This is a genomic window from Nonomuraea sp. NPDC050663 (assembly GCF_044456985.1).
In the GTDB taxonomy this organism is placed as follows: Bacteria; Actinomycetota; Actinomycetes; order Streptosporangiales; family Streptosporangiaceae; genus Nonomuraea.
This window is the reverse complement of sequence record NZ_JBITGL010000002.1, coordinates 536,689-559,367: the sequence shown is the minus strand read 5'-3', so window position 1 is coordinate 559,367 and position 22,679 is coordinate 536,689. Positions and strand designations below refer to the sequence as shown.

The window sequence follows — 22,679 nt, the reverse complement described above, 5'->3', positions numbered from 1 at the left end:
GCAGGTCCAGCGGCGACCGGTTCAAGGCCGCCGCCCAAGAGTCAGTCCACCTGCGGTCCGCTGACCCGCTCCAGCAGGCGGGCCAGCCGGTCCCTCAGCTTGGGTCGCTTGGGCACCTCGCCGGCGGCCGCGCTCACCAGGTGCTGGGCCCCGTCGAACGACACCGGCGCGTCCAGGGGCACGACGATCGCGTCGTGCGCCAGCCCCGCCAGCTCCCTGTCGCCACCCTCCAGCGCCAGGATGGTGGCACCGGTGCGCCGGGCGTCGTCGACGCGCTCCAGCAGCGGCACGGGCGCCTCCTGCTCGGCGACCACCAGGAGCGTCTCCCCCCGCCTGGCGGCTTCCAGCCGTTCGAGCCCGATGGCCAGGTGCGGCGGCGCGCCCGGTGGCGGGCTCCAGCGCACGAGGGTGGGTGTCAGCTGCGGGAGGTCGGCGTAGCGGGCCTCGTCGGTCAGGTGCGCGGTGAGGTGCCATGGCTCATCGAGCGGCGTGCCGACGAGCAGGAGCCCGCCCGGCGAGCGGGTGGTCCGCAGGGCCAGTCCGAACTCCCTGGTGCGCTCGAGCCAGCCGGAGCCGGCGAGCAGGTCACGCAGGACTTCCACAGAGCCTGAGTCCATCAACCTATCGTGCCTGACCGAACCCTCCTCCGTGGGTCATTTGGGTCTTGACGAGGAGTTACCAGCGAGTAACCATCGGCTCACAATTACATGAGAGGGGCTCAACATGCGCCGCAGCGTCCTGTTCCTCGTCGCGTTCCTCATCGCCGCCCTGGGCCTGGCCCCACCGGCGCGGGCCGCCTCTCCCGGCACCGTGGTCTCGGCCCAGCCGACCACCGTCTACCTGCTGCCGGGCCAGCTCCTCAAGGTCCCGGTCAACGCCTGGAGCCTGCACTACAACTCGACCTCGGCCATCGGGCAGATCAACACCGTCAGCGGCACCCTGCTGGTCCCGAAGGCGTCCTGGCTGATCGGCCGCCGCCCGGTCATCGGCTACGCGGTCGGCACCCACGGGCTGGGCGACCAGTGCGCTCCGTCGGCCAGCATGCGCGAGGGACGCGAGGCGGAGCTGGCGCTCGTGAGCCTCTTCCTGCTGAAGGGCTTCGCGGTCGTGGTCACCGACTACGAGGGGCTCGGCACGCCGGGCACGCACACGTACATGGCGGGCATCTCGCAGGGCCACGCCGTCCTCGACTCGGTCCGCGCGGCGATGCGGGTGCCGGGCGCCGGGCTGTCGACGGCCGCGCCCGTCGGGATCATGGGCTATTCCCAGGGCGGCGCCTCGGCGGCGTGGGCCGCGCAGCTCCAGCCGTCGTACGCGCCTGACCTGCGCCTGCGAGGCGTCGCCGCGGGCGGCGTGCCCGCCGACCTCAAGGCCGTCGCCGAGCACCTGGACGGCACCGCGAACTTCGGCCTGGGAGCCGCGGCGGGCGTCGGCTTCGACGCCGCCTACCCCGAGCTGGACCTGGAGGCCGACCTCAACGACCGCGGGCGGGCGCTGCTGGCCGACGCGAGCGACGACTGCGTGGGCGAGCTGAGCAAGCTGGCGGGGCTGCGCTTCTCCGACCTGTCGCCGATCGACCTGCTCAACCAGCCCAAGTGGGTCGCCAGGCTCACCGAGAACCGGCTCGGCGCGACGGCGCCCAGGGTGCCGATGTTCCTCTACCACGCCCAGGGCGACGAGATCATCCCGCACGCGGTCGGCGCCGCGCTGCGCTCGCAGTACTGCTCGGCGGGGGTGACGGTGCGCTGGGCGAGCTTCCCCGGCGGCAACCACGTCATCGGCGCGGTCGAGGGAGGACCCCTGGCCATCGAGTGGCTGGCGCTGCGCGTGATCGGCGTGCCGGCGCTCTCGACCTGCTGAACCACCCGCTCCGCCGTACAGCCCCCGTGTCCACCCGGCTCCGCCGTACAGCCCCCGTGCCCACCCGGCTCCGCCGTACAGCCCCCGTGTACGGCGGGGCCGGGGCCGTCCTGGCATGATCTGGCCTATGACAGACGTGACAGGACTTTCCATCGGCATCCTCGGCGGCACCGGCGACCAGGGCAAGGGTCTGGCACGGCGCTTCGCCCTCGCGGGGCACCCGGTGATCATCGGCTCGCGCAACGCGCAGCGGGCGCAGGAGGCGGCCGAGAGCATCGGCGAGGGCGCCACCGGCGCCGAGAACGCCGAGGTGGCGGCCAGTGCCGACATCGTGATCGTCGCGGTGCCGTGGGACGGGCACAAGGAGCTCCTGGAGTCGCTGCGCGAGCCGCTGTCCGGCAAGATCGTGGTCGACTGCGTGAACCCGCTCGGCTTCGACAAGCAGGGCCCCTTCCCCCTGCCGGTCGAGGAGGGCAGCGCGGCCCAGCAGGCGGCGGCGGTCCTGCCCGGCAGCCGCGTCGTGGGCGCCTTCCACCACGTCTCCGCCGTGCTGCTGCTCGACCCCGCGGTCGAGAAGGTCGACCTCGACGTGCTGGTGCTGGGCGACGACCGCGAGGCGACCGACCTGGTGCAGGCGCTGGCCGAGCGCATCCCCGGCGTCAGGGGTGTGTACGGCGGGCGGCTGCGCAACGCTCACCAGGTCGAGGCCTTCACCGCCAACCTGATCGCCATCAACCGCCGCTACAAGGCGCACGCGGGCCTGCGGATCACCGACATCTGATCTCAGCCGTTCGTTCACGCTGCCGCCATCTCCGGGACCAGAAGCCTCACTACGTTTCGAGCCGTATGTCCCTTTTGGTGCAGGAGAGAACGTGAAACGCTTTCTGGCCGCCGGGGTCGCGGTGATCGCCGCGACCCTCGCCGTCCCCGACGCCCACGCGGCCCCCGCCGCGAAGATCATCGCTGACGTGGAGCTGCCCGCCCCCGCACTGGCCGCCTTCCAGCCGGTCGCCGACGACCGCGGCGTCAAGCTGGGCGGCGTGGGCAGCGGCCTGTTCCCCGCCAACCGCAGCGGCGCCTTCTGGATGGTCACCGACCGCGGCCCCAACGGGGAACTGGGCGACAAGCGCACCTTCCCGGTCGCCGACTTCGCGCCCGCGATCGTCAGGGTCGAGGTCAAGAAGGGCAAGGCGGTCATCGCCAGGTCCATCACGATCAAGCAGAGCGACGGCACCCCCGTGACCGGCCTGCCCAACAAGGAAGGCCACGAGAAGCCGTACAGCTGGGACGGCCAGGACGTCCTGCCGTACGACCCCAACGGCGTCGACACCGAGGACATCGTCCGCGACAGGAGCGGGAACTTCTGGGTGGTCGAGGAGTACGGGCCCTCGCTGCTGAAGATCGCCGGCGACGGCCGGGTGCTGGCCCGCTACGTTCCCAAGGGCATGGGGCTCAAGGGCGCCGGCTACCCCGTGATCGAGACCCTGCCCGAGATCCTGCTCAAGCGGCAGGACAACCGCGGCTTCGAGGGCCTGGCGATCGACGGCGACCGGCTCTACCTGGCCGTGCAGAGCCCGCTGGCCAACCCCGACGCCAAGACCGGCAAGTCGTCGAAGACCGGCCGCCTGCTCGTCGTGGACCTGCGCACCGGCAAGCCGACCGCCGAGCACGTCTACCGGTTCGAGGACGCCGCGAGCTTCAAGGCCGAGCAGAAGGACCTGAAGATCTCCGGCCTGGTCGCGCTGGGCAAGGGCCGGCTGCTGGTCGAGGAGCGCACCGACGCCGTCGCCCGCCTCTACACGGTCGACCTGCGCAAGGCCACCGACGTGCTCGGCAAGAACCTCCCGCTGGAGACCGGCACCGAGGGCGTCACCCCGGTCGCCAAGCGGCTCGCCGTCGACCTGGAGGCCATCCCCGGCGTCCCCGACAAGATCGAGGGCGTGGCCCTGCTCGACGCCCGCACGCTGGTCATCGCCAACGACAACGACTTCGGGGTGGGCGAGTTCGGCCAGGACGGAAGGCTGAAGGACTCCGGCGTGAGGAGCCGTATCCTGACGATCCGGCTTGCCGAGTCGCTCCACTAAACTCGATCCCATGACGACAGTGCTCCAGCCAGGGCGGATCTCGCCCACGCGGAAGGTCCCCGCCCACATCGAGCGGCCGGAGTATGTCGGCAAGAAGCGGCCCAAGACCGGCGAATCCGACGTCAAGTCGCCCGAGATCATCGAGCGCATGCGGATCGCCGGTCGCATCGCCGCCCAGGCGCTGCAGGAGGTCGGCAAGCACGTCGCGCCCGGCGTGACCACCGACGAGCTCGACCGCATCGGCCACGAGTTCCTGCTCGACCACGACGCCTACCCCAGCACGCTGGGCTACCGGGGCTACCCCAAGTCGCTGTGCACCTCGATCAACGAGGTGATCTGCCACGGCATCCCCGACGACACCGTGCTCAACGACGGCGACATCGTCAACGTCGACATCACCGCCTTCATCGGCGGCGTCCACGGCGACACCGACGCCACCTTCCTGGTGGGCGAGGTCGACGAGGAGTCACGGCTGCTCGTCGAGCGCACCGAGGAGGCGATGAACCGCGCCATCAGGGCGGTCGCGCCCGGCCGCCAGCTCAACGTCGTCGGCCGCGTGATCGAGGCCTACGCCAAGCGCTTCGGCTACGGCGTCGTGCGCGACTTCACCGGCCACGGCATCGGCACCACCTTCCACTCCGGCCTCATGGTGCCCCACTACGACGACCCGTCGCTGCAGGTCACGCTGCTGCCGGGGATGACCTTCACGATCGAGCCCATGCTGACGCTCGGCACGATCGACTACGACATGTGGGCCGACGGCTGGACCGCCGTCACCAAGGACCGCAAGCGCACCGCGCAGTTCGAGCACACCATCCTGGTGACCGACTCGGGCAGCGAGATCCTCACCGCGCCCTAGCCACGACCCCGGTCAGGGTGGTGCCCTGGCCGGGCACGTGGTTGGCCGAGACCCGACCGCCGAGCTCGGCGAAGACGGCGCGCAGTCCGGCGAGCTCCCAACCGGTGCCCTCGCCGTCGTCGGCCACGGTCATGCGCAGGCCGCTGGGCGACACCGTGATCGCGACCGAGACGACGCGGGCGCGGCTGAAACGTTCCACATTGGCCAGCGCCTCGCGCAACGCCCGCCTGATCCCGTCGGCCAGCCTCGGAGGGACGTCATGGTCGGGCAGAGCCCACGTCTCGACCGAGATGCCCGTGCGCGCGGACCACTCGTCGAGATCATCCCCCAAGGTTTCGGCCAGGCTCCGCCCCCCGCGCATGCGCGTCTCATCCACCAATCGCTCGCCTTCCGTAGGTGGCGATGCCCCTCCCCCACTTTCCAGGCTACCCGCGCACCGGAAAAAGGGGAGGTCTTCGTGGCTACTCTCCCTTGTCGGCCTTGTTGAGCCTGGCGAGGTAGGCGTTATAGGCGTCGAGTTCGACGTCGCCCTTCTCAGCGCGGCGGTCGGAGCGCCGCGCCTTGCGCTCCTCGTCGTGGTACCACTGGTAGGCCAGGGCGATCAGCACGATCAGCGTCGGGATCTCGCCGAAGCCCCAGGCGATCGCCCCGCCGTTGTTCTGGTCCTCCAGCAGCGTGCCGCCCCAGGTACGGCCCAGCTGTTCGTACCAGTCCTGCGCGATCACCGTGCCGAACATCATCAGCGCGATGCCGAAGAACGCGTGGAAGGGCATGGTGACGAAGAGCGTCAGGAGCCGCCCCACGTACGGCAGGCGGTGCGGAGCCGGGTCGACGCCGATGATCACCCAGAAGAACAGGCACCCGCTGGCCAGGAAGTGCACGGTCATCACGATGTGACCCAGGTGCTCCTCCATGGCCGACTGGAACAGCGGCGTGAAGTACAGCGCGTAGGTCGAGGCGATGAAGATCGCCGTCGCGATCGCCGGGTGCGAGATCACCTTGACGAAGCCGCTGTTGAGGATCACCGTCAGCCATTCGCGCGGCCCCCGGTCGCCCCGCTTGGCGGCGGGCTTCAGCGCCCGCAGCGCCAGCGTCACCGGGGCGCCCAGCACCAGGAAGATCGGCACCACCATGGTCAGCGTCATGTGCTCGACCATGTGGGCGCTGAACATCACCATCGCGTAGCGGGCCAGGCCGCTCTGCGTGGCGACGATCAGGATGGCCACGCCGACGAACCACGAGATCGTGCGGCCCCACGGCCACTTGTCGCCCCGCCTGATCAGCCTGGCGACGCCCGCTGCGTACAGGCCGCCGAGCAGCACCGCGATCGAGGCCGTGAACAGGTCGAAGCGCCACAGGCTCGCCAGGTTGGCCACCGAGATCTCCGGCGGCATCAGGAAGCCCAGCAGCTCGAACGCGCGGTCGGCGGGCAGGTCGACCACCGGCGGAGGGGTGCGCGACAACACCACCGCCAGGCCCATCGTCGCCGCCATCAGCACGACCTCGCCGACCGCCAGCCTGACGAACGCCTGCTGCGAGCCCTTGCCGAGCTGGACGAGCGTCGAACGACGATGCCACCACCCGGCATAACCCAGCAGGACGAAAGCGGCGATCTTGGCGACGATCAGCATGCCGTACGAGGAAGTCCAGAGGTCGTCGATCGCCGCGAGCCTGGCCAGCACGCTGAACAGTCCCGACAGCCCGACGAGGATGTAGGCCCACAACGCCATGCGGGAGAAACGGTCGGCCGCGATCTCCAGCTGCGGCCCCTTGCGCAGCGCATGGAACGACAACACCGCCAGGCCGCCCACCCACAACGCGATGCCCACGACGTGCGCGGCCAGGCCGGAGATGGCCATGTCGTGGTTGGGCGAACTGGCCGCGTGGCCCGTCAGCGACGGCGGCAACATCGTCGCGATCGCCAGCACCAGCAGCCCGCCCGCCGCGCCCACGGTGATCGCGCCGCGCGAGAACAAGGCGATGGCCAGCGCGAACAGCACCACGAGCGTCAGCCCGATGCCCTGCGGCGTCTGACTGGCGTAGCTGGTCAGATAGTCCTGCACCACGACCGGCAGCGGGTCGGGGAAGGTGTCGGCCGCCCCGAACAACAACGTCGCCGCCGCGCCCGCCGCCCACACGACGGCCGACCACGAGGCCGCCTTCACATATCCCTGCGCCGTGGCGCCGAGCATGCCCTTGTCGCTGGTGAAGAACGCGGCCGCCGCCATCAGCAGGCCCACCGTGAGCGCGCCGGCCACATCCATGACCAGCTTCGAGACCGGCAGAGCCCACCGCACGAAGGCGTCGGCCGTCGGCAGTCCGGGGATGATCCTCGGGAAAGCCGCGCCGCCCAGGACCATCGCCAGCGCCAGACCGGCCAGCGCGGCCGCCGCCGCGACCAGTCCCAGCCGCGCCGCCCGGCTCATGGCTTGGCTTTCCGCGCGCTGATCAGGAAGCCGATGCCGATCCCCACGAGCCCGCCGACCACGACGATCAGCCACACCGGGAACCCGCCGCCCTCCTGCCCCTGCTCGGCATCCGCCTGCTCGGTCGCCGCCACCTGCGCCTGCGTCGGCGTGCCGACCGGCGTCGCCGCCGCGCTCGACTCCGGAGTGGCGCTCTCGCTCGTCTCCGCCTTGGGCGCGCCCTTCACCGTGAACGGCACCTCACCCTCGATCGGGTGACCGTCGGAGGAGACGACGCGGTAGGCGATGGTGTACGCGCCGTCGGGCAGCGTCTCCGTCAGCGCCTGCGTGACCCACCGGCCGTCGAGCTCCGGCTTGCCGTCCTGGAACGCCTTGCCGCCCGCGTCGCGCACGATCACGTACGGCATGCGGACCCGGGCGTTGAACTCGAGCTTGACCTGCTCCACCTTCTCGACGGTGGAGTCCTTCTTGGGGTCGCTGCCCTTGAGCGTGTCGTGCGCCAGCGCGGGGGTGGCGACGCCGAGGGCCAGCAGGGCAGCGAGAAGCGCGGTGAGTGCCGCGAGCGGGGATCTCTTCATGGCACCCCCAAGGCTACCCACGGCACCACCCGGTCTGGACGCCGCTACAGGCCTGCGGCGGCCAGCGCCTTCTGGTAGGCGTCGACGGCACCGTCGGTGTCGCCGAGCAGTTCGCAGGTCTCGGCGGCGCCGTACCAGTATTCGACGGCGATGTCGGCCTTCTCCATCGTGACCAGGACGTCGCGGGCCAGGTCGAGCTCGCGGGCCGCCTCCTCCGCGTGGTTCTGCAGGCCGTAGGCGCGGCTCTTCAGCAGATGCGCCTCGGTCGCCAGGATCTGTGCCGAGTCGGGCAGCAGGGTCAGGCCTTCCTCGGCGAAGCTGATCGCCGTGTCGAGGCGGCCGGACATGATCTCGGCGCGCGACCGCTCCAGCCGGGCGTTGGCCTGCTCGAAGGCGGTGGCCGGCGACTCGGAGAAGATCTGCATGGCCCGCTCGAGGAACTCGACCGCGCGAGCCGTCTGCTCCGGCCGCAACCGGAGGTAGAGGTTGGCGACGGTCACGTGCATGGCGCCGGAGAAGCGGGAGGGCCCGTTCTCCACCTGCACGGCCAGCGCCTTCTCGGCGAAGTTCAGCGCCTCGCCGCCGTGCCCGGTGCGCCGGGCGGTGTAGGCGGCGTTCCAATTCGCCGCGACCAGCGCGCGCGGTGAGCCCAGCGCCTCGGCGGCGTCGAGCAGTTCGGCGACGAACTGCCTGGCGCGCAGCAGGTCGCCCCGCTCCCAGTAGGCCGCCAGCAGGGTGGCGCCGAGCTCGACGTACGCGTCGGACCACGCCGAGCGGGACGCCAGGGTGGACTCGGCCACCTCGACCGACTCAGTCAGACGTCCGCTGACCCTGTAAAGGCGGCACAGCGACTTGGCGAGTTCGATCTGCTGCTCGTCGGAAAGCTGCTCGCCCTGAAGCCTGCGGAAGATGACGATGGCCTCTTCCTGCTCTCCACATGCCTCGTGTGCACGGGCGAGCCCGAATTCCGCGGATTGACGCAGGGCAGTCAGACCTGTCAGATTACTGTCCGCCAAAAGCTCCACGAATCGGACACGAGCTTCGAAGGCTTCGCCATTCTCCAGGGCGAGATCGGCATAGCCCAGTGCCAGTTCGAGGTCGCGCATCTGCTCGGCGGTCACGCCGTTGAGCAGGTACGACAACGAGCAATCGAGCTTCTGGGCCAGCAGTTCGAGGACGGAGGGAGTCGGAGTGCGCTTACCGCTTTCGATCAAAGAGATATAGCTGTCGGACAGTTCGGGATGAGCGAGTTGCGCCTGAGACAGACCGCGCTGGCGCCGAACCGTCTTAATTCGCAGTCCGACCAAGTCAGATGTGGCCACCGCTTCCACTCCCTGAGAAGATAGTCCCAGCAACTCACCTGGCGAGGGAGAACCCCCCATGCGCAAGCGCATTGCCCTGTCCGCGCTCATTGCCGCCATTGCGGCCCTGGTAACACTTGGTGGCAATAGTACGACCGCACACGCCACCGTGTCCCCCCTCAGTGCATTCGCGGACTCGCCCTGCTGCTGACCACCGCTTGGCGCACCCCGTGAAGGTGCGCCAAGCGAACCTGGCGGTCCCGGCTCTGACCAAGCCGAGACCGGCCAGGGTAGGCGGGCGCTCTACATTTCGACTACATGACCGCAGGCACTTAACTGTGGTCTGTAATGCCGTTAGGCTGCGGTTCCGATCTCCCCCAGCCTCGCGGAGCACCTCGTTGACCGGCACCGTCTTCGTACGACTCCTGGGTCAGGTCACCGCACTCAGGAAGTCGGCCGACGTCGAACTGGGCTCTCCCCGCCAGCGCGCGGTCTTGGCGATCCTGGCGACGAACGCGGGCCAGGTCGTCCCCAACGATCGCCTGATCGATGACCTCTGGGGCGAGCGTGCGCCCAGAAGCGCCGTCCAGAACCTCCACACCTACGTGGCCGGCCTGAGGCGCGCGCTGGAGCCCGACCGCGGGCCGCGGGCGCCCGCCTCGTTGCTCATCGCGGTCCCGCAGGGATACCGGCTCGACCTCGACCCGCACGGCGTCGACTCGCTCCTGTACGACACCTACTTCCACCAGGCCAGGCAGCTCCCGGCCGAAGCCGCCCTCGCCCTGGTGGAACGCGCCAGACACCTGTGGCGCGGCACCCCCCTCTGCGGCTTACCCGGCCCCTTCGCCGAGGCCGAGCGCACGCGTCTCGAGGAACTCCACCTGCGCATGGCCGAGACACGGGGACAACTCCTGCTGGATCTGCAGCGTCCCGACGACGCCATCGACGATCTCAGCGGGCGCATCCGCCTGCACCCCCTGCGCGAGCGGCTGCGAGAGCTGCTCATGGTGGCGTTGCACCGGGCGGGCAGGACCGCCGACGCCCTCGGCGTCTACGAGGAGGGCCGCCGGATCCTGGCCGACGAGCTGGGGGTGGTGCCGGGCGAGCGCCTGGTGCGCTGCTACGACCTCATCCGCCGGGCGGCGCCCCCGGCCGTCCTGCGCGAGGATCGGGTGCCGCCGAACCAGCTCCCCCGCGATCTGCAGAGCTTCGTGGGCCGGCACGCCGAGACGATCCGGCTGCGGTCCTTCCTGGCTCCATGGGACGGCTCCCCTCCGCCCGCCGTCGTGGCGATCTCCGGGCCTCCCGGCGCCGGGAAGTCAGCCCTGGCCGTTCACGCCGCGCATCTGGCAGGCGACGGGTTCGCCGGCGGGCGGCTGTTCGTGAACCTCCAGGGAGCGACTCCCGGAGTCGAACCGCTGCGCCCCCTGGACGTGATCAACCGGCTTCTGAGGGCTCTCGGCGCGGAGCGGGAGGAGATCGCGCGGGAGACCGACGAGGCCGCCCAGCGCCTGCACGAGGTCATGGCCCGGCAGCGCATCCTGGTGGTCCTCGACGGGGCGGCGGGGGCGGCGCAGATCCGCCCGCTGTTGCCGTTGCCGGCCGGATGCAGCGTCCTCGTCACCAGCCGCGAGTCCCTGTCGCACGTCGACGACTGCGTCCAGATCCGGCTCGGGCGCATGCCGGAGACGGAGGCCTTCACCATGCTGGCCAAGCTGGTGGGAGCCGCGCGGTGCGCGGCCAGTCCCGAGCAGGCCGGACGCATCGTACGGCTGTGCGACGGCCTGCCCCTCGCCCTGCGCATCGCGGGCGCCAGGCTCGCCGATCAGCCCGGATGGGACATGTCCGTGCTGGCGGACCGGCTGACCGACGAGCGCCGGCGGCTGCAGGAGCTGCAGGCCGGAGACTTAGCCGTGCGCACGAGCTTCGCGACAAGCTGGTCGGCGCTCGCTTCCAGCGACAACGCACTCGATCGGAGCGCGGCGCGGGCCCTGTCCCTGCTCGGCCAGCTCCACGTGCCCGACGTGACCACGGACGCGGCAGCCGCCGTGCTGGGCGGCACGTGGGCGGATGCCGACCTGGCGCTCGATCGGCTGGCCTCGGCGCACCTGCTGGAGCGGGGCACGAGCGGCCGCTTTCATATGCACGATCTGATCAGGCTGTTCGCGGCCGAGCTGTCCCCCGCCAAACGCCGGTCCGTCCTGCTCCGGGCGCTGGGACACTACGCCGCCACCGCCCGCTCCGCCGCCGTGTTGTCCGACCCGCACCGGGTGCAGGCCGTGGCTCCCGAGGTCCGCAGCGCACCGCTCCCCTTGGCCGACGCCGCGGCGGCCCTCGAATGGCTCGCGCGCGAGGACACCAACCTGGTGGCGGCGGCCTCCCAGGCGCTGGTGGAGCCCGACGACGAGGTCGCGCGGCTCGGCGTGGCCGTGGTGTTCGGCCTGCAGTGGCACCTGCACATCAGCAGCCGCGCCTGGGACATGCTGCGGCTGAACGAGCGGGTCCTGGAGTTCGGCCGGCGACTGGACGACGTCCGGATGGCGCTGGAGGCGCACAACCACGTCGCGACGGCGCTGAACGCGCTGGACCGCGCCGAAGAGTCGGTCGTCCACCACCGGCACCAGCTGGAGCTCGCCCGACTGCTGGGTGATCGTTTCTGCGAGCAGCGAGCGCACGCGAACATGGCCGCGGCCCTGGAGACCGCGCAGCGTTACGACGAGGTGCTGGAACACTCGACCGAGCAACTGCGCATCGCCACCGAGATCGGGTCGGAGGTCGGCAGGCGCTACGCGCTTCTGAGCATCGGGCTGGGACACCTGGGTCTCGGCCGCCCGGAGCAGGCCAGGGCTTCCATGGAGCAAGCCCTGGAGGCGGCGCACCAGGCCGGAGACCGCTGGCACGTGAGCATCATGACGACCAAGCTCGGGCGCATCCACCTCAGCCTCGGCGACTACGACGTGGCGCTGCGCCTGCTGAAGGAGGGCCAGGACCTGGCGCAGGCCATCCAGTCGAAGATCACTGCTTTCGAGTGCGCCCTCGGCCTGGCCGCGGCCCACCGGCTCGTCGGCGACCTGCCGGCGGCCCGCCACCACCTGAACGAGGCCGCCGCGATCCTGGGCCGCAGGTCGGTGAGCGGCATCTGGGAGAAGGAGTTCCACGAGGAGGAGACCCTCCTGGCCCAGGCCGAAGAACTCGCCGAGGGACCGGACGACGGGCCGCGGCTGGCGAAGATCATCTAGCGCGTAGTGCCAGGTAGAGGTCGACCCGGTCCGCCATCGACGACAGGTCCCTGCCCGTCAGCTCCTCCACCCGCCGGATCCGGTACCTGACCGTGTTCACGTGCACGTGCATGCGCTCCCCGCACACCTGCCAGGAGCCGGCGCTGTCGAGGAAGACCTCCAGGGTGCGCACGAGCTCCGACTGGTGGGCCGCGTCGTAGGCGATCAGGGGGCCCAGCAGGTGGCCGGTGAACGAGCGCCGCACGTCGCCCGGCAGGGTGGCCAGGAGGAGGGCGTGGGTGTAGATCTCGTCGCTGGTGACCACGCCACCTGAGCGTGACTCGGCCAGGCCTCGGGCATGGCCTGCCTCCTCCAGGCCTCCGCGGAGGGCGGGGGCGCCGGTGAGGCGGCCGCTGAGTCCGACGGACAGGGGCGGGTCGGACAGGACGGCGACGGCGGAGCGGAGGCGGGCGGCCACGGCGTCCCAGGCGACCCGGTCGGGGGTGGAGACGACGGCGACGGAGGGTGCGGGGGGCGTGGCTGGGGCGATGGCGACCACGCGGCGGTCGAGGAGTTCTTCGAGGACCTCGGGTGAGCAGTTCGCCGAGACGACGCAGTAGCCGCCGTCACGAGGCAGCCCGCAGGTCTCCAGGCGGGCGTCGGAGGGGGCGTCGAGGAGCTCGGCCAGCAGGCGGCGCTCGACCAGGCGGCCCTCGTCGAGGCGGCGGCGTACGAGGGCGACGCAGGAGGCGAGCTCGTAGCCGATGTCGGCCCGGTCGGTGAAGTCACCGTCGACGACCAGCACCCAGCCGGCGGCGCGCGGCATGCGGCCCACGGCGAAGAGGGTGCGGCCGGAGACGAGGTACGGCAGGCGAGGAGCGGTGAGGTATGCCTGGGCCAGACGGACGGGGTCGGCGAGGGCGGCGCCCGGCGAGACGGGGGCGATGGTGGTCCCGGAAGCGGGGGCGGCGGGAGAGGCGGGGGCGGGGCCAGAGGCGGGGCCAGAGGCGGGGTCGCTGATCTCTGCCGCAGAATCCGTGGCGCTGATGACGGTGCCCGTGGCCGAGATGACCGCCCCCGTGACCCCCATCGCCGCGAACAGCTCCGGCAGGTCCGCGCCCTCCGCGACGGCGGCGACGAGGCGCCGGTGGCGGCCGAGGGCTTCCCTGACGTCGCCCGCCAGCCGCCGCGCCGTGAGGTCGAGCACCGCCCTGAACGACACGTCAGCCGGGATCTCGATCAGCGGCAGCCCCGCCGCAGCGCACGCGGTCACCAGGTCGTCGGGCACGTGCCCGAGCCACCCTTGCCCCGCCCCCAGGGCGGCGACGCCCGCCGCGAGCAGCCGCCGTACGAAGACCTCCGAGTCGCCGGGCGCGTGCCACCACATGAGCCCGGTGAGCACCAGTTCGCCGCCCGACAGGTAGCGCCCCGGGTCGGGCAGGTCGGTGACGTAGACGGAGGTGAACTCCCGCTCCGCGTCTCCGGCCAGGAGCTTGACGCGCAGCGGGGACAGGTCGCTGAGCCGCACTTGGAGGAATATACAAGCAGCATGTTGCCGAGATATGTCGTTATTTAACGGTAGTGACATAGGAGTGACCATCGCGTAGTGCTGTACTCGGTAGATGACGCACACCGCCGTTTCGCAGGGCGTCGGCGCCAGCACGACCAGGCCGGACGCCGCCATGAAGGTCACCGGGGAGTTCGCCTACGCCTCCGACCTGTGGCTCGACGGCATGGTCTGGGGCGTCACGCTGCGCAGCCCGCACCCGTCGGCCAGGATCAGGTCGATCGACGTCGGCCCCGCCCTGAAGATCCCCGGCGTGCTGGCCGTCCTGACGCACGAGGACGTGCCGGGCGAGAAGTTCTACGGCCTGGAGCACAAGGACCAGCCGGTCCTGGCCATCGACGAGGTCAACTTCCAGGGCGAGCCGGTGGCGCTGGTCGCGGCGGAGCATCCGGAGACGGCCAGGCGCGCGGCGGCGGCGATCGTCGTCGACTACGAGGTGCGGCAGGCGGTCACCGATCCCGCCGAGGCCACCCGGATCCTGCGCAGGCAGCCGGTCGCCAAGGGCGAGATCTTCAGCGCCGACGTGGTCGTCACGGGCGAGTACGAGGTCGGCATGCAGGACCAGGCGCCGCTCGGCCCGGAGTCTGGCCTGGCGGTGCCCGCCGAGGACGGCGGCGTCGACCTCTACATCGCCACCCAGTGGCTGCACGTCGACCGCGACCAGCTGGCGCCGTGCCTGGGGCTGGCGCCGGAGAAGGTACGGCTGACGCTGGCGGGGGTGGGCGGCGCGTTCGGGGCACGCGAGGACCTGTCGATGCAGGTGCACGCCTGCATGCTGGCGCTCAGGCTGAACCGGCCTGTCAAGATCTCCTACAGCCGCGAGGAGTCGTTCTTCGGCCACGTGCACCGCCATCCCGCGCGCATGCGCTACGAGCACGGGGCGACGCGCGAGGGCAGGCTCGTCTACGTCAGGGCGGAGATCCTGCTCGACGGCGGCGCCTACTGCTCCTCCTCCCCCGCCGTGGTGGGCAACGCGGCCTCGCTGGGCGTCGGGCCGTACGAATGCGACAACGTCGACGTCACCGCGGTCGGGGTGTACACCAACAACCCGCCGTGCGGCGCGATGCGCGGGTTCGGCGCGGTGCAGGCGTGCTTCGCCTACGAGTCGCAGATGGACAAGCTGGCCGCGGCGTGCGGCCTGTCGCCGCTGGAGATCCGCCGCAGGAACGCCGTCAGGCAGGGCTCGCGCCTGGCCACGGGCCAGCTGCTCGACTCCCCCGCGCCGCTGGCCGAGCTCCTGGAGCGGCTGGAGGCGCTGCCGCTGCCCGGCCCTGCCGACGACGACCTGCGCTCGATGCCGGGCGGCGTCTCGCAGACGACCCACGGCGAGTCCGTACGGCGGGGCGTCGGCTACGGCGTGGGCATCAAGAACATCTGCTTCTCCGAGGGCTTCGACGACTTCTCGACGGCCCGCGTGCGCCTGGAGCTGCTCAACGGCGAGCCCCACGTGACCGTGCACACCGCCGCCGCCGAGGTGGGTCAGGGCCTGGTGACCGTCCAGGCGCAGATCGCCCGCACCGAGCTGGGCGTCGAGCGGGTGACGGTGGCCACCGCGGACACCTCGGTGGGCTCGGCGGGTTCCTCCAGCGCCTCGCGGCAGTCGTACGTGACGGGCGGGGCGGTGCGTGCGGCCTGCCAGGCCGTGCGGGAGCGGTGCAAGGGCCTGGCTCCGGCGCAGGCCGTGGAGAGGTTCGGCCCGATCGAGGAGACGCGGGAGTACCGTCACCGTCCGACCGTGCCGCTGGACCCGGTGACCGGGCAGGGCGACTCGCACACGCAGCTGGCGTTGTGCGTGCACCGCGCGGTGGTCGACGTGGACACCGAGCTGGGCCTGGTCAAGGTCGTCGCGCTCGACGCGGTGCAGGATGTGGGCAGGGCGCTCAACCCGATCGCGCTGGAGGGCCAGATCCACGGCGGCTCGGCCCAGGGGCTGGGGCTGGCGCTGATGGAGGAGATCCAGGTGCGCGACGGCAAGGTGCTCAATCCCTCGTTCACGGACTACCTCATACCGACCGTTCTCGACATGCCTCCCATGCAGGTCGAGGTCATGGAATTCCCTGATCCGAACGCCCCGTACGGCCTGCGCGGAGCGGGCGAGCCGCCCACCCTGTCCTCGACCCCGGCGGTGATGGCGGCCGTGCGCGACGCCACCGGACTGGACCTGCACCGCGTCCCCCTGCGCCCGCAGGACATCGCACTTCGGTAGATTGACCCCCGCATTACTAACGGGAGGATTGTGCGATGTCTGATGTGCAGGCCGCGGCCAAGGCGGAGTTCGAGCGGTTCGACAGCGACGGCGACGGCCGGATCTCCGCCGAGGAGATCCGCAAGGTGAACGAGGCGCTGGGCACCGACGGGCTGTCCGACGCCGAGATCGAGGGCGCCATCGGCGCCGCCGACAGCGACGGCGACGGCCTCATCGGCCTCGACGAGTTCGTCGCCCTGATCGGTGGCGGCAAGCACGAGCGCGCGTAGGCGCTCGCCGTAACGGGTAGGACGACGATCATCCCCCTCGCACGCTGGAGGGGGATGATCGATGGACAGGTTCTTCGAGCTGTCAGCACGGGGCACGACCGTCGCGCGCGAGGTGCGCGGCGGCCTGACCACGTTCATGGCGATGGCCTACATCATCCTGCTCAACCCGATCATCCTGGGCGGGGCGACCGACGTCACCGGCGCCAAGCTGGACCTGGCCCAGCTCACCACCTCCACCGCCCTGGCGGCGGCGCTGTGCACGCTGCTGATGGCCCTGATCGGCAACGCGCCCTTCGGGGTGGCCGCCGGGCTGGGGCTGAACGCCGTCGTGGCCTACCAGGCCGCGCCGACCATGACGTGGGCCCAGGCGATGGGCCTGGTGGTCCTGGAGGGTCTCGTCATCATCGTGCTGGCGGTCTCGGGACTGCGCCAGCTGATCATGAACGCCATCCCGCTCGCGCTCAAGCACGCGATCGGGGTCGGCATCGGCCTGTTCATCGCGCTGATCGGCCTGGTCGACTCGGGCTTCGTGGGCAAGGGCACGGGCACCCCCCTGCAACTGGGCGCGACCGGGCACCTGACGGGCTGGCCGGTGGCGATCTTCTGCTTCGGCCTGCTCCTCATGATCATTCTCTACGTGCGCAGGATCCCGGGCGCGATCCTCATCAGCATCGTCGTGACCGCCGTGGTCGCGATCGTCGTCAACTCCGTCGCCACGATCGATCCGGCCACGTGGGGCCTGGTGGTGCCGCGGGTGCCCGACGCGCTCATCGCCTGGCCGGACTTCGGGCTGGTCGGGCAGTTCGACCTGTTCGGCGGCTTCGCCAGGGCCGGCGCGATCACCGCCACCGTCGTGCTGTTCACCCTGGTGCTGTCGGGCTTCTTCGACGCGATGGGCACCATCATCGGCGTCAGCGACGAGGCGGGCCTGATCGACGAGCGGGGCCGGGTGCCGCGCCTGGGCAGGATCCTGACCGTGGACGGTGTCGCGGGCATGGTGGGCGGCATGGCGAGCGCCTCGTCCAACACCGTCTTCGTGGAGTCGGCGGCGGGCGTCGGCGAGGGCGCGCGCACGGGTCTGGCCAGCGTGGTCACCGGTGGCATGTTCTGTCTCACGCTGCTGTTCACGCCGCTGGCCACGGTCGTGCCCGCCGCCGCCGCGGCGCCCGCCCTGGTGCTCGTGGGCGCGCTGATGATGACGCAGAGCCGAGCGATCCCCTGGACCGACCTGGAGATGGCCGTGCCGGCGTTCCTGACGATCGCCCTGATGCCGTTCACCTACAGCATCACCAACGGCGTGGCGGCGGGCGTGATCTCCTACACGGTCATCAAGGTCGCGTCCGGCAAGGTGCGCGAGATCCCGGTGCTGCTGTGGGTGACGTCGCTGGTCTTCGTCGTGTACTTCCTGGTGGGACAGTTCGGCTAGAAGTCGCCCGGGTTGCAGGCCACGCCGTTGTTGTCCTTGTCCTGGTACCAGGTGTACTCCGGGTGCACGCCCTTGGTGTACGGCCCGCCGTACCCGTTGTCGATGGCCTCCTGGCAGCTGGCGAACCTGCGGTCGAGGCCCCCGGCGGGGACGGTGACCTGGACGGACGGCGCCGCCGGGGACGGCGACGGCATGAACGTGGGCGTGGGCAGGGGCGTGGGTAGGGGCGGGGACGTGGCGGCAGCGGAGCCGAGGAGGGAGTCGCGCAGCACGTCGGCCTCGGCCTTGGTGAAGCCGGTGATCATGAGGCTGTCGCCCTTGAGCGCCTGGGTGACCAGGGGCGCGGCCAGCACGCTCTGCGGGTTGTCGACCAGCACGACCGCCAGCTGCTGCTGCGCGCGAGCCAGTTCCTCGGTCAGGTTGGTCATGCGCTCGAGGAAGGCGGGGGCGAAGGCGATGCGCACGCCGTAGGTGCCCCCGGCGAGCGAGACCGTCTCGATCTTCTGCACGGCGGTGACGGTGACGCCCTCGGCCAGGAAGTAGCACACGCTCTTGGCGTCCGTCGCCGCCTGCTCGCCGGGGCACGTGGGCTTGGTCTCGGTGACCGGGGCGAAGTGGATGCCCTGCGCGAGCTGGACGGGCTTCTTGCCGCCCAGCAGAGGGCTGTCGGGGTTGCGGGTCATCAGGACGGCCACGGTGCCGAGGACGCCCGCGGTGACGATCACGAGGACGAGCGCGGAAAGCAGCACGATGGTGGTGAACTTGCTCGCCTGGTTCGCGTCTTCGGCCTCATCGACCTGGACGGGCGGGGGGTTCTCCATCGTCGACACGCGCCCGAGCCTATCGAGGAGAGGCGAATGCCGGGTAATCGCGGGTAGGGGAGGTTTTATGAAGGTCGGAGTCCCACGCGAGGTCAAAAACCACGAGTATCGGGTCGCCCTCACCCCCGCCGGCGCCCACGAATTGGTCCGCCACGGCCACCAGGTGTTCGTCGAACACGACGCCGGAGCCGGCTCGGCCATCCCCGACACCTACTTCGAGCAGGCGGGCGCCGTCATCCTGCCCGGCCCCGACGAGGTGTGGTCCGAGGGCGACCTGATCCTGAAGGTCAAGGAGCCCATCGCCGAGGAGTACCACCGCCTGCGCAAGGACCAGGTGCTCTTCACCTACCTGCACCTGGCCGCCTCCGAGGCGTGCACCAGGGCGCTGCTCGACTCGGGCGTCACCGCCGTCGCCTACGAGACCGTCCAGACCGGCGACGGGCGGCTGCCGCTGCTGGCGCCCATGTCGGAGGTCGCCGGGCGGCTCGCGCCGCAGGTCGGCGCCTACCACCTGATGCGTCCCGAGGGCGGGCGCGGCGTCCTGATGGGCGGCGTGTCGGGCGTGCGGGCCGCGCACGTCGTGGTCATCGGCGCGGGCGTCTCGGGCATGAACGCCGCCGCCATCGCGCTCGGCATGCAGGCCGAGGTCCTGCTCATCGACCGCGACATCGACAAGCTCCGCCACGCCGACGCCATCTACCAGGGCCACTGCCAGACGGTCGCCTCCAACGCGCTGGAGATCCAGAAGGCGGTCATGGAGGCCGATCTGGTCATCGGCGCGGTGCTGGTGCCGGGCGCCAAGGCGCCGACGCTGGTGAGCAACGAGCTCGTGTCGCACATGAAGCCCGGCTCGGTGCTGGTCGACATCTCCATCGACCAGGGCGGCTGCTTCGAGGACTCGCGTCCCACCACGCACGCCGAGCCCACCTACCGGGTGCACGAGTCGCTGTTCTACTGCGTGGCCAACATGCCGGGAGCGGTGCCGCACACCTCGACGTACGCGCTCACCAACGTGACGCTGCCGTACGCGCTGGCCATCGCGGACCTGGGCTGGCGCCAGGCGCTGGGCGAGGACCAGGCGCTGGCCAGGGGGCTGAGCACGCACGAAGGGCACCTCACCAGCGAGCCGGTCGCGCAGGCGCACGGACTCGGGTGGGTGCCCTTCGAAGAGCTCTAGCTACCTCGACTCGGACGGCGACGGCGAGGCGGAGGCCTCGGCGGACGGCTGGGCCGACGGCTGGGCGCTCGGCGACGTGGTCGCCTCCGGCTGCGGCTGCGGCGGCAGCGGCGCCTGGTCGGCGGTCGTGGTCACCGCGTACTGGCCGCCACAGGTGGCGCCGGGCTCAGGCGTGTCGGGGCCGTTCTGGAACTTCTTGATGAACGCCGCCAGGCGCTCCTCCTCCAGCGACTCGAACTTCAGCTGGTGACCCCACGAGCTGGCCACGATGGGCGAGGGCAGGTCCTGGACCGGGCTGACGAGCATGAAGTCCTGCTGGCCGGTGGTGGAGGCGATCTCCTTGATCTTGTCCACCTGGGCCTTGGGCAGGTCGGAGCGGTAGGTGATCCAGACCGCGCCGTGCTCCAGGGAGTGCACGCCGTGCTCGTTGTGGATGGGCTTGTCGTAGACGTCGCACTGCTGCCAGTAGTTGTTGTGCGGGCCGCCGATCGGCGGGTTCTCCTCGTACTTGACGGCTTCCCAGACGTGCTGGCTGCCTTCGTACTTCTTGGAGACGGCGGCGTCGAGGTTCGTGAGCTGCGACTGCCTCACCAGGTAGAAACCGACCAATCCAACGAGAAGCACGATGACGAGGCCGCCTGCTCCCCACATGAGCATCGCGCCACGGCGATCCTTGGCCCTCTGCTGGGCGCGCATCTTGGCGAGCTGATCGCGCCGCTGCTGCGCCTTCTCCTTCGTCATCGTTCCTCCATCGGCGTACCAAACAGGGGTCACCCTATGCCCTTGGGGCGTATATGGAGAATAAGTGCGCCTTATACGTGGGTCGGTACGCTGGACGTGTCATGCAAAAGTCCAGAACCCTCATCGCCGCCGCCGTCGCCCTGCTGCTCGCCGCGGGCGCGTTCGTGCTGTTCAGCTCCCTGCGGCCGCCGTCCGACACCTCGCCTGAGGCGGGGTTCGCCCGCGACATGGGCGTGCACCACGGCCAGGCCGTCGAGATGTCGTGGCTCGTCTACGACCGGGCGACCGCGCCGGACGTGCGCAACCTCGCCTTCGACATCATCAACACCCAGTCCAGCCAGCGCGGCCGGTTCTCCGGATGGCTGGAGCAGTGGGGCCTGTCCGAGAACGGCGGGCGCTGGCCCATGGCGTGGATGGTGGGACACGGGCACGGCGGCACCGTCGACGCCCCCGCCGCGATGCCCGGCATGGCCACCAAGGAGGAGCTGGCCAGGCTGAAGGGCCTCAAGGGGCAGGAGGCGGAGGTCCTCTTCCTGCAGCTCATGATCCGTCACCACCAGGGCGGCGTCGACATGGCCAAGGGCCTGCTCGCGCTGTCCGACCGCGACGAGGTGGTGCGCATGGCGCAGAAGATCGTCGGCGGGCAGAGCGGCGAGATCAAGCTCATGACCGACCTGCTGCGACACCGCGGAGCGGCCCCTCTCACCTAGCCGTCTAGGCTGATCGGATGGCCCACGACGTGACGGTGGTCGGCTCCGGCCCCAACGGGCTGGTGGCGGCGATCCTGCTGGCCCGTTCCGGCCGCAGCGTGCTGCTCGTCGAGGCGGCCGACGCTCTCGGCGGCGGGCTGCGCAGCGACGAGCTGACCCTCCCCGGCGTCGTGCACGACGTCTGCGCCACCGTCGTGCCGATGGCGCTGGCCTCGCCCGCGATGCGCGCGCTGCGTCCCGGCGTGGAGTTCGTCCACCCTCCCGTCGCCGCCGCGCATCCCCTCGACGACGGCCCCGCCGTCCTCCTGCACCGCGATCTGGAGCGCACGGTCGCCGAGCTCGGCCCCGACGGCCGGGCGTGGCGGGCGACCGTGGGCACGAGCGCCCATCAGGACCTGATCGACACGCTCCTGTCGCCGCTCGGCCTCCCGCGTGCCCCGCTGCGGGCCGCCAGGTTCGGCCTGTACGGCGCGCCGCCCGCGACCACGCTCGCCCGCCTGTTCCCCACAGGCCGCGCCCGCGCCGCCTTCGCGGGCATGGCCGCCCACTCCATGATCGACCTGCGCCTGCCCATCACCGCGGGCTACGGCCTGGTGCTCGCCTCCCTGGTCCACCTGGTCGGCTGGCCGGTGGTGCGGGGCGGCAGCGCCCGCCTGGCCGGCGCGCTGGTCGCCGCCTTCCGCGAGCTGGGCGGCGAGACCGTGACCGGCCACCGGGTGCGCTCGCTGCGTGAGGTCGAGTCGCTCACGGTGGTGCTCGACGCCGAGCCGGTGCAGTTCGCCGCCGACTTCCCCGAGCCGTACGGCAGGCGGCTGCGTGACTTCAGGCACGGCCCCGGGGTGTTCAAGCTCGACTGGGCGCTCGACGGCCCGGTGCCGTGGCGCGATCCGGAGGTGGCGAGGGCGGGCACCGTGCACCTGGGCGGCAGCCTGGAGGAGATCGTCACGAGTGAGGCGGAGACGTTCCGCGGACGCCACTCCCCCAGGCCGTTCGTCCTGCTCGTGCAGCCGTACGCCGCCGACCCCACGCGCGGCGGCCATCCGCTGTACGCCTACTGCCACGTCCCCAACGGCTCCACGCGCGACATGACGGCGGAGATCGAGGCGCAGATCGAGCGGTTCGCGCCGGGTTTCCGCGACCGGATCCTGGCGCGGCACGCCATGAACACCGCCGACCTGGCGGCGCACAACGCCAACTACGTCGGCGGCGACATCGGCGGCGGCCTGGCCACGCTGGGGCAGTTCGTCAAGCGCCCGGTGTGGTCCGCCACGCCGTGGCGCACCCCGCTGCCCGGCGTCTACCTCTGCTCGGCCTCGACCCCGCCCGGTGGGAGCGTGCACGGCATGGGCGGGTGGCAGGCGGCGCGGCTGATCACCCAGGGTGATCAGCCGTCGGCGCGGTCGCGCGGCCAGGCCTAGGGACTTTACGGGGTTTTC

At 71.1% G+C, this 22,679-nt stretch carries 18 protein-coding genes and 1 pseudogene; 11 read left to right on the top strand and 8 right to left on the bottom strand.

The features are described 5' to 3' along the window. Positions 1 to 41: 41 nt before the first annotated feature. Positions 42 to 617, bottom strand: a complete 576-nt coding sequence (locus tag ACIBH1_RS07310) for a hypothetical protein (protein ID WP_397312715.1) — start codon at positions 615 to 617, stop codon at positions 42 to 44. Positions 618 to 723: 106 nt separating this feature from the next. Here ACIBH1_RS07310 and ACIBH1_RS07305 point away from each other — a divergent pair, with 106 nt between their 5' ends. From ACIBH1_RS07305 to map, 4 genes and pseudogenes are all read left to right on the top strand, one after another. Then, entirely contained in the window at positions 724 to 1,860 is a 1,137-nt protein-coding gene (locus ACIBH1_RS07305; RefSeq protein ID WP_397312714.1) for a lipase family protein, read from the top strand. 94 nt (positions 1,861 to 1,954) lie between these two features. After that, positions 1,955 to 2,641, top strand: a pseudogene (gene npdG, locus ACIBH1_RS07300) (NADPH-dependent F420 reductase); the annotation flags it as partial. Between the two features lie 91 nt (positions 2,642 to 2,732). Further along, positions 2,733 to 3,944: an esterase-like activity of phytase family protein gene (locus ACIBH1_RS07295; protein WP_397312713.1), complete on the top strand. Its 1,212-nt coding sequence runs from the start codon at positions 2,733 to 2,735 to the stop codon at positions 3,942 to 3,944. 10 nt (positions 3,945 to 3,954) lie between these two features. Beyond that, positions 3,955 to 4,803 carry a type I methionyl aminopeptidase gene (gene map, locus ACIBH1_RS07290; RefSeq protein ID WP_397312712.1) on the top strand — a complete coding sequence of 283 codons (849 nt, stop codon included), beginning with the start codon at positions 3,955 to 3,957 and terminating at the stop codon, positions 4,801 to 4,803. On the opposite strand, the gene ACIBH1_RS07285 is transcribed toward map, so the two are convergent. The 4 genes from ACIBH1_RS07285 to ACIBH1_RS07270 form a co-directional block, all read right to left on the bottom strand. Beyond that, entirely contained in the window at positions 4,790 to 5,164 is a 375-nt protein-coding gene (locus ACIBH1_RS07285) for a hypothetical protein (RefSeq protein WP_397312711.1), read from the bottom strand. The genes map and ACIBH1_RS07285 overlap by 14 nt on opposite strands. Positions 5,165 to 5,264: 100 nt before the next feature. After that, entirely contained in the window at positions 5,265 to 7,229 is a 1,965-nt protein-coding gene (locus tag ACIBH1_RS07280) for a cytochrome c oxidase assembly protein (RefSeq protein ID WP_397312710.1), read from the bottom strand. Then, the gene (locus ACIBH1_RS07275) at positions 7,226 to 7,807 is read right to left on the bottom strand and encodes a copper resistance protein CopC (protein WP_397312709.1); all 582 of its coding nucleotides are present in this window, start codon (positions 7,805 to 7,807) and stop codon (positions 7,226 to 7,228) included. The genes ACIBH1_RS07280 and ACIBH1_RS07275 overlap by 4 nt, the downstream gene beginning before the upstream one ends. Positions 7,808 to 7,851: 44 nt before the next feature. Then, entirely contained in the window at positions 7,852 to 9,189 is a 1,338-nt protein-coding gene (locus ACIBH1_RS07270) for a helix-turn-helix domain-containing protein (RefSeq protein ID WP_397313101.1), read from the bottom strand. Positions 9,190 to 9,506: 317 nt separating this feature from the next. Here ACIBH1_RS07270 and ACIBH1_RS07265 point away from each other — a divergent pair, with 317 nt between their 5' ends. After that, a complete protein-coding gene (locus tag ACIBH1_RS07265; RefSeq protein WP_397312708.1) occupies positions 9,507 to 12,347 on the top strand; it encodes a BTAD domain-containing putative transcriptional regulator in 2,841 nt (946 codons plus the stop codon). On the opposite strand, the gene ACIBH1_RS07260 is transcribed toward ACIBH1_RS07265, so the two are convergent. Next, positions 12,340 to 13,854, bottom strand: a complete 1,515-nt coding sequence (locus ACIBH1_RS07260; RefSeq protein ID WP_397312707.1) for a PucR family transcriptional regulator — start codon at positions 13,852 to 13,854, stop codon at positions 12,340 to 12,342. The two genes, ACIBH1_RS07265 and ACIBH1_RS07260, sit on opposite strands and share 8 nt — an antisense overlap. A gap of 94 nt (positions 13,855 to 13,948) precedes the next feature. Here ACIBH1_RS07260 and ACIBH1_RS07255 point away from each other — a divergent pair, with 94 nt between their 5' ends. The 3 genes from ACIBH1_RS07255 to ACIBH1_RS07245 all read left to right on the top strand — a co-directional run bounded on the left by ACIBH1_RS07255 (position 13,949) and on the right by ACIBH1_RS07245 (position 17,794). Further along, entirely contained in the window at positions 13,949 to 16,099 is a 2,151-nt protein-coding gene (locus ACIBH1_RS07255) for a xanthine dehydrogenase family protein molybdopterin-binding subunit (RefSeq protein WP_397312706.1), read from the top strand. A 35-nt stretch (positions 16,100 to 16,134) separates the two neighbouring features. Then, positions 16,135 to 16,368, top strand: a complete 234-nt coding sequence (locus ACIBH1_RS07250) for an EF-hand domain-containing protein (RefSeq protein ID WP_397312704.1) — start codon at positions 16,135 to 16,137, stop codon at positions 16,366 to 16,368. A 61-nt stretch (positions 16,369 to 16,429) separates the two neighbouring features. Beyond that, entirely contained in the window at positions 16,430 to 17,794 is a 1,365-nt protein-coding gene (locus ACIBH1_RS07245) for an NCS2 family permease (protein WP_397312702.1), read from the top strand. Here the strand turns inward: ACIBH1_RS07245 and ACIBH1_RS07240 are convergent. Next, entirely contained in the window at positions 17,791 to 18,615 is an 825-nt protein-coding gene (locus ACIBH1_RS07240; RefSeq protein WP_397313099.1) for an excalibur calcium-binding domain-containing protein, read from the bottom strand. The genes ACIBH1_RS07245 and ACIBH1_RS07240 overlap by 4 nt on opposite strands. Before the next feature lie 67 nt (positions 18,616 to 18,682). Between ACIBH1_RS07240 and ald the strand changes: the two genes are divergently transcribed. Continuing rightward, on the top strand, positions 18,683 to 19,792 hold the full coding sequence (ald, locus tag ACIBH1_RS07235) for an alanine dehydrogenase (RefSeq protein ID WP_397312701.1): 1,110 nt from the start codon (positions 18,683 to 18,685) through the stop codon (positions 19,790 to 19,792). Here the strand turns inward: ald and ACIBH1_RS07230 are convergent, their stop codons facing one another. After that, positions 19,793 to 20,533: a DUF3105 domain-containing protein gene (locus tag ACIBH1_RS07230; protein WP_397312700.1), complete on the bottom strand. Its 741-nt coding sequence runs from the start codon at positions 20,531 to 20,533 to the stop codon at positions 19,793 to 19,795. Positions 20,534 to 20,634: 101 nt separating this feature from the next. On the opposite strand from ACIBH1_RS07230, the gene ACIBH1_RS07225 reads away from it, so the two are divergent. Further along, complete coding sequence (locus ACIBH1_RS07225) at positions 20,635 to 21,243, top strand: DUF305 domain-containing protein (RefSeq protein ID WP_397312699.1); 609 nt, start codon at positions 20,635 to 20,637, stop codon at positions 21,241 to 21,243. A gap of 17 nt (positions 21,244 to 21,260) precedes the next feature. Then, positions 21,261 to 22,661 (top strand): phytoene desaturase family protein, encoded by a 1,401-nt coding sequence (locus ACIBH1_RS07220; RefSeq protein WP_397312698.1) that lies wholly within the window; start codon positions 21,261 to 21,263, stop codon positions 22,659 to 22,661. The last annotated feature ends 18 nt before the right edge of the window (positions 22,662 to 22,679 follow it).

Excerpts from the sequence above, each read along its gene's own strand:
- ACIBH1_RS07305 (WP_397312714.1), top strand. The coding sequence starts at position 724 with ATGCGCCGCAGCGTCCTGTTCCTCGTCGCGTTCCTCATCGCCGCCCTG.
- ACIBH1_RS07230 (WP_397312700.1), bottom strand. The coding sequence starts at position 20,533 with ATGACGAAGGAGAAGGCGCAGCAGCGGCGCGATCAGCTCGCCAAGATG.
- ACIBH1_RS07245 (WP_397312702.1), top strand. The coding sequence starts at position 16,430 with ATGGACAGGTTCTTCGAGCTGTCAGCACGGGGCACGACCGTCGCGCGC.
- ACIBH1_RS07240 (WP_397313099.1), bottom strand. The coding sequence starts at position 18,615 with ATGGAGAACCCCCCGCCCGTCCAGGTCGATGAGGCCGAAGACGCGAAC.
- ACIBH1_RS07310 (WP_397312715.1), bottom strand. The coding sequence starts at position 617 with ATGGACTCAGGCTCTGTGGAAGTCCTGCGTGACCTGCTCGCCGGCTCC.
- ACIBH1_RS07220 (WP_397312698.1), top strand. The coding sequence starts at position 21,261 with ATGGCCCACGACGTGACGGTGGTCGGCTCCGGCCCCAACGGGCTGGTG.
- ACIBH1_RS07270 (WP_397313101.1), bottom strand. The coding sequence starts at position 9,189 with ATGGGGGGTTCTCCCTCGCCAGGTGAGTTGCTGGGACTATCTTCTCAG.
- ACIBH1_RS07275 (WP_397312709.1), bottom strand. The coding sequence starts at position 7,807 with ATGAAGAGATCCCCGCTCGCGGCACTCACCGCGCTTCTCGCTGCCCTG.
- ACIBH1_RS07255 (WP_397312706.1), top strand. The coding sequence starts at position 13,949 with ATGACGCACACCGCCGTTTCGCAGGGCGTCGGCGCCAGCACGACCAGG.
- ACIBH1_RS07225 (WP_397312699.1), top strand. The coding sequence starts at position 20,635 with ATGCAAAAGTCCAGAACCCTCATCGCCGCCGCCGTCGCCCTGCTGCTC.
- ACIBH1_RS07250 (WP_397312704.1), top strand. The coding sequence starts at position 16,135 with ATGTCTGATGTGCAGGCCGCGGCCAAGGCGGAGTTCGAGCGGTTCGAC.
- ald (WP_397312701.1), top strand. The coding sequence starts at position 18,683 with ATGAAGGTCGGAGTCCCACGCGAGGTCAAAAACCACGAGTATCGGGTC.
- ACIBH1_RS07285 (WP_397312711.1), bottom strand. The coding sequence starts at position 5,164 with ATGCGCGGGGGGCGGAGCCTGGCCGAAACCTTGGGGGATGATCTCGAC.
- map (WP_397312712.1), top strand. The coding sequence starts at position 3,955 with ATGACGACAGTGCTCCAGCCAGGGCGGATCTCGCCCACGCGGAAGGTC.
- ACIBH1_RS07280 (WP_397312710.1), bottom strand. The coding sequence starts at position 7,229 with ATGAGCCGGGCGGCGCGGCTGGGACTGGTCGCGGCGGCGGCCGCGCTG.